This is a genomic window from Cetobacterium sp. ZOR0034, assembly GCF_000799075.1.
Classification (GTDB): domain Bacteria; phylum Fusobacteriota; class Fusobacteriia; order Fusobacteriales; family Fusobacteriaceae; genus Cetobacterium_A.
The window spans coordinates 1-13,616 of the sequence record NZ_JTLI01000048.1 but is presented as its reverse complement, the minus strand read 5'-3'; the positions used below and the strand labels follow the sequence as shown (position 1 = coordinate 13,616).

Sequence of the window (13,616 nt, the reverse complement as noted above, 5' to 3'; positions counted from 1 at the left end):
TTTCTAATTTATAGTTTTATCTCTAAAAACTCACCTGTTACAATGTAGTTTTCAAAAACATCTAAACTATTTAGATGAGCTTTTACTATTGTTATATACTCATCTAATTGTGCTTGGTTGATTCCTCCAGTTTTATAATCCACTACAAGAATTTTTCCATCACTGCTCTTAGTTGGCTTTTTTATCATAATTCTATCTATTCTTTTTAGCTCTCCATCATGATATATCTCATACTCTGGATAGATATAATCCCACTCTTCTGAAAATATAATCGGATTATCTTCAAAGAATTTCTGAAACTCAAAACCATTTAAAATTTGAGTTAATCTTTCCTCACCAATTATAGAAGCATGTTTTGAATATGTTCTCTCTCTCGCTTCTACATGTTCATCTTCACTGTTATTTATAATAAATTCTAAATAATAGTGAATTGCATTTCCAACTCTTCTTTTTTCCTCTGTAACTACATCTAGTAATAGCATTCTATTTGGCTGTTCACACTCTGCAATCTCTTTTTCAACGAAATCTATAGACTCTAAAAGATCTACATTTTTTAATCTATGACTTTCTTCACTTTTTTCATTTCTACTAATTTTACCACACTTTAAGTGTAATAGTCCATCTATTGAACTCTTTAAATATCTATTTTCACTATTTCCCAATACTAAAAATAGATTTTTTTTAGCTCTTGTAAGAGCAACATAGATATTATTTATCTCCTCTTGCTCCTCTTTTATCTCTAACTCTTTTAAAAAATCATAATTTCCATCTAAATACTTTAAAACCTTTTCATACTTTTTATCTACAAAGATATAATTTTCTATCTCATTAAATGGTGATTTAAAATCTATATGAAATTGAATTCCACTATTTAATCCTTTTCTCTGTACCTGATGGAAATAGTAAACAGTTTCAAATTCAAGTCCCTTAGATTTATGTATACTTAAAAGAGTTATTGCAGACTCCTCCTCTAAAGAAACCTGTTTAAATTTAGGATTTTTCTTTTCACTACTCAACGAATTATAAAAATCATAAAGATTTTCATGTTCTTTAGACATCTCTAAAAATTGAAATATATTTTTTAAATCTGATTTTCCAGAATAATGCTCTGATAGATTAAAGTTTTCGATTACATCTAAAACAAAATTTCTATTATCTAATCCCTTTTCCAAAATATCATCAATTTTTTTTATAACCTCTTTCAAATCTTTCTGAAGACTCTCCTCTTCATTCAAACAATTCTTAAGTAAAGATTTTATCTCAATATTTCCTATTTTAACTATATCACTTCTTAAAAATTCTAAAAGTGAAAACATATCTCTGTTCACACTATATTTAAGTAGTTTATATATTGGATTTACAGCTCTATGATATATTATTGAATCATTTGAATCTATTATAAATGGTATTTTTCTATCACTTAAAGCATTGGCAATCTCATTCAACTGCTTATTACTTCTAGCTATGATTCCTATTCCACCATAGTCTCCTCTAAAGTTATCCTCAATAGAATCTACCATAGTTTCAATCATATTTTCCTCTTCTAGATCTTCATCTATAGATTCCTCTAAATCATCATCGCCATCCTCTGCAAACAGCTCTTGCTTTCTTAAAACTTCAAAATATCCAAGCTCTTCACTTTTTCCATCGACAGGTGAGAAACTCCATTTATAGGTATGTGATTCTAGTTCTGCAACCTCATCATAAGTTTCTGAAACTCCATTAAATATATTATTTGTAAAATCCACAATATGCCTACAACTACGATAAGACGTACTCATAGTCTCCTCTGAAACTCCGATTATATCAGGCAGATTTTCAAAAAGGGCTTTCTCTCCCCCTCTCCAACCATATATACTTTGTTTTTCATCTCCAACACATATCAGATTTTCACAACTATTTATAAGACCTTTTAGAATTCTCCATTGAAGAACACTTGTATCCTGAAACTCATCAATGAAAACAGTTTTAAATTGACTATCAAATATATCTTTAAAATACTCTGTTATATATCCATCTTTTATAAGGTTTATCTCTGGCCTATCTATATATTGGAACATATAGCTACTTATATCTAGATGTGTAAATCTTTTATCTGAAAACTTTATCTCATCATATATAGAGTATAAATTTTGAATAAAGTATAATATCTCCTTTTCGAAAGTTAAAATCTCTCTATTGAAAACCTCTTTTGATATCTCCTCTTTCAATTCAGAAAAAGCCTTCGACAAAATCTCTATTTCACAATCTAAATCGATAGATTTTGTTGTTCTAACTCTTCTTCCATCCCAACATTTTTCACTCTTTAATATCTCATTCCAATTCTCAATAATATAATCTAAATGCTGAGCAGTTTCCTTTTCAACAATCCATTTTATAACCTTTGACATATAATCAGTTAAAGGTTTTCCATCTTTTTTCTTTTCTTTTACAGCAGTAAAAGTTGTGATTAAATGATTCACTAATTTATCAATTGATATTGTTGACTCGTATCCATCTTTAGATTTTAAATTTTGAGATTGCTCTATCAAAATCAACTTCCATCTGTTATCTATCAATTTTCTAAGTATATCTAGATATTTTTCTATATCCCGCTCTGTTCTATTTTGTAAAAATATTTTAAATCTATCAAATTCAGATTTATCCTCTACAATTTTTTCAAAACATTTCAATAAAATCTCTGTATTCTCAGTATCATCTATAATTTCATAAGAGAATATATTTAAATAAGGTGCTGTTACACTTTTAAATATATTATTTATAAATCCATCTATTGTGGAAATTTTTAATCTATCCTTATTATCTAAAACCTCATAATAAACTCTTCTTACATTTTCAAAAGACAAATCCAAATCAGGATATAGATTTTTTAAATTTTCATATAAACTCGATTCTTTATCTCTATACATCTCCTCTAAAAATAGAATAACTCTCTCTTGAATCTCTGAAGTCGCTTTTTTAGTAAACGTCATTACAAGGACATCCTTATAGTTTTCACCTTTTAAAAGAGTAGCTAAATACTCTAAAGATAGTCTATATGTTTTTCCTGTTCCAGCACTCGCTTTTAAAACTATCCCCTTCATTAGAACTCCCTCCTACATATATCTCCATATTCACAATATAGACACCCACTTTTCTTTTCACTTAAAGAGTATATCTCCTCTTTAAAAAACTCTATCAATCTCTCTTTTAAAAGTTCTCTTGTCAGCTTTACCTTATCCTGATTTTCAAGTTTTCCTTCAAAAGCGTTATAAATTGACTTTTGAGATTTCGTTTCATCTCCATATAACATAATAGAGTAAAAATCCAATTGATTATCTATTTTACTTCCTGTTTTAAAATCTATTATATGATTATTTGTTGTCGTTTCAATTACCAAATCGACCCTTCCACTTAATGTAACTTCGACATCTCCTTTTAAAAACGGTTCTTTTCTACTATTTTTTTCACTCTCTATACGTTTTACCTTTTTCTCTATGTATAGATTTTCAATCTCTTTATAAAACTTCAAAATATTTCTAGCAAAACGTGGTATTAAAATACCCGTAAAATAGTTATCTAAATAGATTGGAACTCTTTTTCTATTGTTACGGAAACTGCTATAAAGTAACTCCTCTACCTCTTCGTACGTTACACTATAGTCAGATAGATTCAGTATTTTTTTCCACATTTTATCCGTCAATTTTTCAAAAACTTCATGGACATATGTTCCCAAGAATTTAAGAGAGAGTCCTAACGTATCCTCTTTTTCAAAGTTTTGAAGCGAACAAACTTTATTTAGATAAAACCTATACTCACACCTCATCAAAGTATCATAGTCATATGGCCCTATACTCAACTCTCCATCTTTAAAATCCTCTTTACTTTTTAAAAGATTAGTTTCTAAGAATTCTGGAACAGCATTTGATTTCAATGCTTTTAATCTCTCTAAGATGTCTTCACTATAAACAGTTTTTTCTAGTCTATTTACTCTATATTTATTTAAAACTTCTGAAAGAATTGGTGAAACAGCTTCCCCGCTGTTCTCATTTTTCATATAGATTATAATATTATATCTATTTTTCAAAAGACTTTGGTAAAATCTATATTTCTCCTCTTTTCTCTCTTTTTCATAATAGGTAAATCCATTATCTTTTTTTTGCTTCTCTGTTAAATAAAGTGAGTCTCTCTTTATTTTTGGAAGATATCTTGTACTTAAATTTATAAATATCGATTCTCTTGAATTAGTAATAACTTTGCAATTTTCCATAGGTTTTATCAGATATTTACCTTCACTGTTATCATTTCTAATAATTTCGACATCATTGAAGTATTGTAGTAAAAACTTCAAAATATCTCCGCCATTTTTAAAACATCCTTTTATCTCTTTAGATTCTAACATTATCTCTGTTGTTTTAGCGTACCCCATATATTCTTGAAGTTTATCGTAGAAATCTTTATATATTTTCTCTTGGAATATCTCTAAAGAAAGTAATTCATTAAAATAATCTATAAATCTATCGATTGTTTCAAACTCTGAAACTTTAATTATATCTTTATATATCTCAGTTATCTTTTCGTTCTCTTCCTCTCCGATATATTTATAATCCCAATCCATTTGTGAGTATATAAACTCCATATCCTCTTTTTGTATCCCATAGTAATCTTGCATTTCTAAATTTCTTACTCCCTCTAAGAATTTTTTTATCGGAATAAGATTATCCATTCTAGGTTCTAAATTAGAGATTAAATCACTTTGAGCAGTCAAAAATTTAAAAAACTTCGTATCATTTATTGTATAAAAACTTCCTCTCATAAAATTATTAGGAAATATTTTAGAATACTCATTTGTATCAGCTTCAGGTGAAAAAATATTTGTTGTATGATTTTTCATTTTCATGATGTCTAAAAGATTTCCAATTAGTTCAAGCTCATCTTGGACCTCTAAAACTGTTATCTCATTTTTCTGAATTTTTGGCAGATATATATCTTTCAGCTCTAAGTTTTCCTCATCAAAAACTCCTGGCTCACCTTGAACTCTAATAACTACATCTATAAACTCCTCCAACTTTGAAATAACAACTTTATCTAAAGGAGTGAAACTAACAATATCTACAAACATAATTTTTTTATATTTTTTAAAAGAGGATAGATTCAAATATTTTAAACTCTCAACCCAATCTTTTGGAATATAATTTTTCTCTTCTAAATATATATCATATTTAGATTTAAATTTATGAAATATTTCAAAGTATTGTTTCTGCCATTCTTCCAACACTATAGATTCATCACACAAACTTCTATTCAATTCTGTATAATAATTAAAAAATTTATTTGAAAACTCTATTGATTCAAAATAATTCGTTATATTTATTTCTGCAAACTCTTTTTTCAAATAGTTATATAAACTTACAAATCTTTTTGCTTCACTCAAAACTATTTTATCTGTTCTAAAAGCCATATCTTTAAACTCTTCAATTGTTAGATACACTGGATCTGGCTCAAATATATTTCTTTTACTCTCTTTTCTCTGACTATTTTTTAAAGGATAATCAGAAAATACATACAGGACAGAGGGATCTTTTTTCAATCCCTGAATTAAAGACCCCCCATAGCTTACATATTCAAACTTCATTTTTCCTCCTATTTTTTCATAGGTGTTGCACACTCTATAGCTACTCCCTTTAATATTTCAATTCCATGAACTAAAGCATCTATAACAAAATTTAGATTTTCAGTTGCTCCTTTTGGACTTCCTGGAAGATTTAAAATTAAACTTCCTTTTCTTATCCCACATCTTGCTCTACTCAACATAGCTTTAGGTGTTATCTCAAATGATTTTGCTCTCATGTACTCTGCTACTCCAGGAGCTTCTCTCTCTATAACTGCGAGAGTTGCTTCAGGTGTCACATCTCTCTTTGAAAAACCAGTTCCTCCATTTGTTACAATCAAATCTGCAACATCCTCATCTGCTAGTTTTTTTAACTCCTCACAAATCTCCTCATATGTATCTGGTAACATATTATAGTAAACATTTTCATAGTTTTTATGACTTTCGAAAATCTCTTTTAATTTCTCTCCAGTTACATCTATTCTCTCTCCTCTTGAACCCTTATCACTCAATGTTATTATAGCTACTCTTATCATCTCTATCTCCTTTTTATAGTATCGGTGCTATCAGTTTCGATATAGATTCTAGCACTCTATCTTTTTTTCCTCTTTCTCTATACTCTTTCAAAGTTACTTTTTTTGATTCTAATATATCAGATTTGATTCTATTTTCTAGCTCTGTTATACTACTTCCTAAAATTAGTAAGCTTATCTCAAAATTTTGATACATACTTCTATAATCAAAGTTTGCTGTTCCTACAAGTGCGATCTCTCCATCTACCACAATAAGTTTACTGTGAATAAATCCATCCTTATACTTATAAACCTCTGCTCCTAGTTCAATCAACTCACCATAAAAATATTGGTTTGCCCAGTAGACAAAAGCGTGATCTCCAACACTCGGAATAACAATCTTAACTTTTATTCCTGAAACAAGCGCTCCTTTTAAAGCTTCTAAAATTGGTTCATCCGGAATAAAATATGGCGTTTGTATATGTATACTTTTTTCAGCTTTTATTATCAAAGTTAAAATTGTATCCTTTATTGTATGAAACTCATAATTCGGCCCTGAGCTTACAACTTGAATAGGTGTCAGCTGGTACTCTCTTTTTTGTAAAGTTGGATTTTCAAAAATATCTGTTGTGTCTTTTTTCAAAAATTTCCAACTTCTTTCAAACTCATGAAGATAATCTATAATAGCCTCACCTTTAATTGAAAAACCTATATCTTGCCACTTTCCAAGTCGCCCTTTTCCAATATAATCCTTTCCTATATTCAAGCCACCAGAAAAACAAAGTTCATTATCTACAAGAGTTATTTTTCTATGGTCTCTATAGTTTGCTCTCAAATTCCCAATCTTTATAAATGGGAAATACGATGGAAAAAATATCTCTATCATAATGCCTGCTTTTCTCAGAGTTTCAATTCTTTTTTTAGAAACACCCCTCGTTCCAGCTCCATCTACAATTATTTTTATTTCAACACCATCTTTTGCACGCTCTAAAAGTAAATCATATATAGGTCCACCAACCTCATCATCATCAAATATATAATACTCCATATAGATGTATCTTTTTGCATTTTTAATAGCCAAAGTTAAACTATTAAAAAAATATTCGTTTTTACGATAGAAAATAAAACTGTTGTTGTGAGTCATTTTACCTAAAAGAACCCCATCTAAATATCTGCTTAATCCAAGCCATTTTTTTATGCTTACCATTGATTTCTTATTTAAACTTTTTGAATATTCATGGCTACTTTTTAAATAATATTTTGCCAAAGCTCTTCTCTTTTTAAAACTAACGCCAAAAAAAAGATAAACTATAAATCCAAAATATGATGTCAATAGTAGTATGGTTATCCAAAAAAGAGTAAACACAGGTCTCTTTCTTTCAAAAAATATAATGATTATTGCGAATATAATATTTACAAAAACTAAGTAGTCTTTTAATGCTATCAATATCTCTTTCACATAACTCACCTCTAATTTTTTTAGAAAAAAGAGAAGAGTCTAAACTCTTCTCTTTATTTGAATTTTAAATCCAACTCTCTAAAGTTATCCTCTAAACCTTTTCCGTTAGAGAACTCCTTTTTTATTTTCTTTATAAACGTTCCCATTTCATCGGCACTTCCAACAAGTCTGTTAAAAATTCCAAGATATTCAGTTATAATAGGATTATCTACATCATATGGATATCTCATCAAATGATCTATCTCACTCCAAGCTTCTTCAAACACCGTTCTAACTTGTATCTCTACAAGTACCTCATCTTGTTTTGTAACTGGAACTCCAATCAAATAATGAATAGATCTATAACCATGATCTCTCACTATAATCTCACAATCTAAGTCTTGAATAGTATTTTTTAAATCTTGAATATTATAGTCCCCTCTTCTTATATTAATCTGAGGAGTCTCTTTTGTATCCCAAAGTTTCGTAATCTCTCCATGAATTCCACGCCAGTCATCTTTAAATAGATGTAGCACACGTATTCCTATAAGGTCAGTGATAATCTCTTTATAGTTTTCAGCATTTATTCCACGATCTGCGTATTTACGACCCTTTCTTATAATCTTTTCTACAAGGTGTGTCGCTTTTTTAACTCTTCTTCTCACTGAGTGAACTCCCACGCTATCAATTAGCTTAGAAACTATATGCTCAGCTTCTTTTTCTAAATAAGGAACCAGTTTTAAATAGTCAGCATAAATCTTCATAAGTTCATCCCAATCTAAACCTGTAGATTCAAAATACTCTTCAGTTATTGAGAATATTTTGAAAAATTCTTCCCTGTTTATATTACTGTTTAACATCAAAATAAACACCTCTTTACTATTTTCTAGGTATCTTTTCTAGTGAAATTTCACAAGTTTTTCTGTAAGCAACTACTTCTGTTTGTTTTAGCTCTCTCGCCTCTATTGGAGAAGTAGTAACTATTCTTTCTCTAATATTAAAGTCATTTCCTCTAATAATATGAACTCTTTCAACAGATATCTTGTCTCCTTCGATAAATTCAACTCTATCCAAGTCACATCTGAAGTTTATCCAGCTTTGTAGTACTGGTGTTTTATCTATTACATTTAAAAGGGCTAGTGAGTATAATGAATTCTCCTCTTGAAGTAATCTCTCTTTTTTAGCCTCTCCTAACTCTAAAATCTCTTTTTCTAATAGATCTAGTTTCATAACTTCAATTCTATTTTCAAAAGAAACTTTTCCTGTTAATAGTTCACCCTTTAATTCGATAAGATGTCCAACAAAAATCTCTTTTAAAAGCTTCACATTGAACAGGAATCTTTTTACATTATTATTTTTAAATATTTTATAGTAGTAATTATTTACAACCGTATTAAAAGAGCCATCCTCTTTTAAGTCTATCTCTAAACCTAACTTAAACTCTCTGTTCTTTAGTTCTAAATATTTCCTCTTATTTATTTCAACGATTCTACTGCTACATTCTTTTAAATGTAATTCGTCAATTTTTAAATCGGTAATCCCAAAAGTTTTTATTAGATTTTGATTTTTCATATCCTTTATAGTTGAAAATTCAATTGGTAACCTATCCAATTTTAAAGAGCTATACCTTATCTCTAAAGCACTCTCCATCAATTTAAAATCTTCATTTTTAACCTCTAATACCTCTGGCTCTCTTTTTGTAACATCTGATACTGATACTATAGGCAACTCAACTACTTCAGAATGTTCCTCTTCTAAAACTTCCTCTATAGTTTCTAAAACTGTTTCTGTTTCTACCTCTACTATCTCATCACATGTTTCTGCTTCAGAATCTTCTGAAATTACCGAAAGAGCTTTTTTCCAATATATGCCTCTTGTAATTCAGATTCCTCTAACTCCTCTGAGCAAAGATAACATTTCAGTTCTTTAAAGAACTCCTCTTCACTATGAGGTAACAGTTTAATTCCTAACTCATTCAATCTTTCGATTGTTTTTGTTTTTAAAACATTTGAGTTGCTCACTGCATAGATAATATCTCTTTTCTCTATCGTAGATAATATTGATTCTAACATGTCAATAAAATCTATATTATTTAAATCTAATCCTAAAATTAGCGTCGGATATGTTTTTATATCCTCTCTTATGTTGTTAAAGAAATTTTTATAGAAATCTAAAACATTTAGTTTTCTATAATCTTGAATAGAAACAAACAATTTTTCATGTCTATTTACATCTCCTAACACTTTGTAATGCTTGATCTCTCCGTTTAATGCTGTACATATATTTTCATCTGTTGGTAATATTTTTACTACCTTACTTGAATTTATATCATCTAAAACTATATCGTAATCTGTAGAAAAAACAGCATTTATTTTATCGCTCTCAGAAAAAACATTTAGTAATTCTGAAGTCTCTCTATTTGTTTCATACAAATTTTTGATTTTTCTCAATAATGAACTTCTACTGCTAACAACGCCATCTAAGTAAACTTGACTAACTTGGAATAAAGAGTTTTCATCTCTAATGTAGCCTTTTATATTTTCTTTCATATCTTTCATTAACAGTTTTGCTAACTCTCTTCTTGTGGGATAACCAGCTTGTCTAACCAAGAAATCTCCTAAGAAAAGATTTATTTTATCTGTATCATTAAATTTATTGAAAAAACTCATAGTAACACCTCTCTTTCTTAAAAAAAATAACACTTTGGCAATATAAGTATATCTTAATTTTAGCTATTTAACAAGCATATTCTTTCAAAAAATATAAAAAAAACCTGTAAAAAGACTAAATCTACTTTACAGGTTCAAATTTTATTGCCGTTTTTATTTAATTATGAAAGAACTCGCTATAACTTTTCCATCCTCAGTATATAAAACTGCTCCTTGTCCTGGAGTTACTGCTCTTATATTATCTTCAGTGAAGATCACTTCGATAACATCATTATCAATAACTTTTACTGTACAAGGATGAAGTCTATCTCTTGAACGAGCTTTTACAAAACAGTTCATTCCGTCTAACTCTTTAACTTCATTTACTAAAAATAGATTTAAACTATTAGCTATAAGGCTATCTCTCATTAAATCATCATTATCTCCAACTATTACAGTATTATTCTTTTTATCTAAAGCTACTACATAAAGTGGGTTTGCTGATGCGATTCCTAATCCTTTTCTTTGTCCGATTGTATAGAAAGCTAAACCGTTATGTTTTCCTAAAGTTTTTCCATTTAAGTCAACTATTTTACCAGGTCTTCCTATTTTACCATCAGTTTTATCCATTAAGAACTCTTTTAATTTTCCATCCTCAACGAAACAAATCTCTTGCGAATCTCTTTTAGCGTAAACTCTTACACCAAGATCTTTTGCTAATTCTCTAACTGCTGGTTTTTCCATCTTTCCGATAGGGAATATTATATAATCTAAATTTTCTTTTTTAATTTGAGAAAGGAAATATACTTGATCCTTATTCATATCGTCACCGATTGCTAAAGTTCCATCAATTATGTTTGCATAGTGACCAGTTGCTAAAGCCTCTGCTCCCTTTTCTCTTGCAAACTCTATAAGCTTTCCAAATTTAATTTTTCTGTTACAAACCATACAAGGGTTAGGTGTTCTTCCTGAGCTATACTCATCTACGAAGTAATCAATAACCTCTTTTCCAAACTCTTTTGTAACATCTAAAAGATAATGTTCGATTCCTAAATCATCACATATTCTTTTTGCATCTTTATCCTCTTCACCACAAGTTTTCATTGTTACACCAAAAATTGTATAACCTTGTTTTTTTAGAAGATAAGCAACTGTTGACGAATCAACACCACCACTCATAGCCACTGCTATGACTTTTTTTTCATTCTCTTTTTTAAACTCTAAGTTCATAAATTACCATCCTTAAGAAATATTATTTCCTATTATTATTTGTAGAAGGCAAATATAATAGTTGCAATTCCAAATATTAGAATTATAAGACCTGAGAATTTACTGATTTTGATTAAAATGTCACGTGTCACTCTCTTTTTAAAATGATGAATTAAAAACATCGTAACAAACCACATTGATGCTCCACCAATTCCAATTCCAGTTCCTAACTCTAATACTGTCATCTCTTTTATATCGCAGTCTATCACACCCAATAAAGTATAAATTCCTGCAATAACTAATAGAGACGATATATTAAATATTGAAAGTAAAAACATCTCGAAATAATCCTGCACCAAAGTGTAGTTATCATCCTCTGACTCTTTTATCTCTGGTTGAGTTAAAAGTTTTCTACTTCCAACAAATATCAAAAATACACTTATCAACACTTGTAGCGGAGCTTCATATTTTAATATATAATCATCTACTCTACTTATAAAAAGAAAAGATATTATTCCATAGATTACATCTACTGATACCATTCCTAGTGCCGATACATACCCTTTTTTCTCTCCCTCTGTCATAGCTTTTTCCATACAATAGATTCCAACAGGACCAAACGGAAGAGATAATATTATACCTGTTATTATACCTTTAAAAAAAATCATATTCAATCTCCTCAAAAGTGTATTTCCATAATTGTTTTGTTTCCTAAATTTTAACACAAAAATATTAAAAAACAAAGTAAATTCCTCATTTTCAGAGAGTTTACAGGCTTAGCTCCCTCAATTTAGATTTAACCATATCAAAAAATAGCTTTCTATCCTCGTCATTATCTCTTATATCCATATTATCTATATTTATTTTTAAAACAACTGAGTCGTTATATTCATTAAAGAAGTTCGAATACTCCTCGTTCAGAGAGTTCCAATACTCTTTCTCGACACCCATCTCGAAATCTCTACCTCTCTCTTTTATCTTTCTTATAGCATTATCTACACTTGTTTCTAAATAAACTATCAACACAGGATTCTCTCTTGCTGATATTAATTTTTTCCAAAAAGATTCATATAAATTGAATTCATCTTCACTCATGAAACCATTTTTCAGATGCATCTTTGCAAATAAAAAATCACCAAAGATACTTCTATCCATTATACATCCATTGAATTTAGAAGCTTCTTCTATTATATCTATTCTTTTGTTTAAAAAATACATCTGACTTAGCAATGAGTATCTCTCTTTATTTGAATAGAATTTATCTAAAAAAGGGTTATCTATATACGGTTCTTGAAAAAACTCAATAGATAATTCTTTAGCTAATAGTTCTCCTAAGGTTGTCTTTCCAGCTCCAACAACTCCCTCTATACAGATAACATTTTTCATAATCTTATCCTAACACTCCTTTTTGAAGGAATCTTTTTAAGTTACTTGTTACCATTCCGATTGCAACTTTGTTCTCTCCACCTCTTGGGATGATCACATCTGCGTATCTCTTACTCGGCTCACAGAACTCTAAGTACATTGGCTTTACAGTTTTTAAGTATTGATTTTTTACAGATTCGAAACTTCTTCCTCTCTCTGTCATATCTCTTTCAATTCTTCTTAAAATCATTTCATCTGCGTCTGTATCTACGAATATTTTTACATCGAACAGCTCTCTGATTTCTGGTACTGCAAATATAAGTATTCCCTCAACGATTATTATTTTAGAAGGCTCTAATCTTACACATCCCTCTTTTCTAGAGTGAGTTGTGAAATCGTATATAGGTCTGTCGATAGCCTCTCCGTTTACTAATTTAGTTAAATGCTCTTTTAAAAGATCAAACTCGATAGAATCCGGGTGGTCAAAGTTAACTGCTGCTTTTTCTTCTAATGATAAGTTTGTTAGCTCTCTATAATAAGCATCTTGCTCAACTAGTACTGCGTCTTCTGATTTGAAAGCTTTTGCTAAATTATGTGCTATAGTTGTTTTTCCGCTTCCACTTCCTCCAGCTACTCCGATCAATATGCAATTTTTCATGTTTTGTTTTCCTCCTTAAGTGTTACTGCGTATAATTTTTTATAATCTTATATATTATAGCACACTTTTCAAAAAAAAATAAAATATAATATAAATATAGACTATATATTTTTTTTGATGTATACTTTACGATATAGTTGTTTTTAAAGGAGAAGATTTTTTATGAGTATGACAGAAAAAGACATTGACCTTCAAA

At 29.2% G+C, this 13,616-nt stretch carries 11 protein-coding genes; all 11 read right to left on the bottom strand.

The features are described from left to right. Positions 1–8: 8 nt before the first annotated feature. Entirely contained in the window at positions 9–3,083 is a 3,075-nt protein-coding gene (locus L992_RS09310) for an exodeoxyribonuclease V subunit beta (RefSeq protein ID WP_047395800.1), read from the bottom strand. Further along, entirely contained in the window at positions 3,083–5,614 is a 2,532-nt protein-coding gene (locus L992_RS09305) for a PD-(D/E)XK nuclease family protein (RefSeq protein ID WP_047395791.1), read from the bottom strand. Before L992_RS09305 ends, L992_RS09310 begins: the two co-directional genes overlap by 1 nt. Positions 5,615–5,622: 8 nt before the next feature. Next, entirely contained in the window at positions 5,623–6,126 is a 504-nt protein-coding gene (locus L992_RS09300) for a molybdenum cofactor biosynthesis protein B (protein ID WP_047380900.1), read from the bottom strand. A gap of 13 nt (positions 6,127–6,139) precedes the next feature. Further along, positions 6,140–7,561: a cardiolipin synthase gene (gene cls / locus L992_RS09295; RefSeq protein ID WP_047380902.1), complete on the bottom strand. Its 1,422-nt coding sequence runs from the start codon at positions 7,559–7,561 to the stop codon at positions 6,140–6,142. Positions 7,562–7,614: 53 nt separating this feature from the next. Continuing rightward, on the bottom strand, positions 7,615–8,400 hold the full coding sequence (locus L992_RS09290; RefSeq protein ID WP_047380904.1) for a RelA/SpoT domain-containing protein: 786 nt from the start codon (positions 8,398–8,400) through the stop codon (positions 7,615–7,617). A 19-nt stretch (positions 8,401–8,419) separates the two neighbouring features. Continuing rightward, entirely contained in the window at positions 8,420–9,268 is an 849-nt protein-coding gene (locus tag L992_RS09285; RefSeq protein WP_047380905.1) for a hypothetical protein, read from the bottom strand. 113 nt (positions 9,269–9,381) lie between these two features. After that, positions 9,382–10,209 carry an SIR2 family protein gene (locus L992_RS09280; protein WP_047380907.1) on the bottom strand — a complete coding sequence of 276 codons (828 nt, stop codon included), beginning with the start codon at positions 10,207–10,209 and terminating at the stop codon, positions 9,382–9,384. A 153-nt stretch (positions 10,210–10,362) separates the two neighbouring features. After that, complete coding sequence (gene mnmA, locus L992_RS09275) at positions 10,363–11,418, bottom strand: tRNA 2-thiouridine(34) synthase MnmA (RefSeq protein WP_047380909.1); 1,056 nt, start codon at positions 11,416–11,418, stop codon at positions 10,363–10,365. A gap of 35 nt (positions 11,419–11,453) precedes the next feature. Further along, on the bottom strand, positions 11,454–12,065 hold the full coding sequence (locus L992_RS09270; protein WP_052191634.1) for a LysE family translocator: 612 nt from the start codon (positions 12,063–12,065) through the stop codon (positions 11,454–11,456). 100 nt (positions 12,066–12,165) lie between these two features. Then, positions 12,166–12,783: a deoxynucleoside kinase gene (locus L992_RS09265; protein ID WP_047380911.1), complete on the bottom strand. Its 618-nt coding sequence runs from the start codon at positions 12,781–12,783 to the stop codon at positions 12,166–12,168. 4 nt (positions 12,784–12,787) lie between these two features. Beyond that, on the bottom strand, positions 12,788–13,420 hold the full coding sequence (gene udk, locus L992_RS09260) for a uridine kinase (protein ID WP_047380913.1): 633 nt from the start codon (positions 13,418–13,420) through the stop codon (positions 12,788–12,790). Positions 13,421–13,616 lie beyond the last annotated feature (196 nt).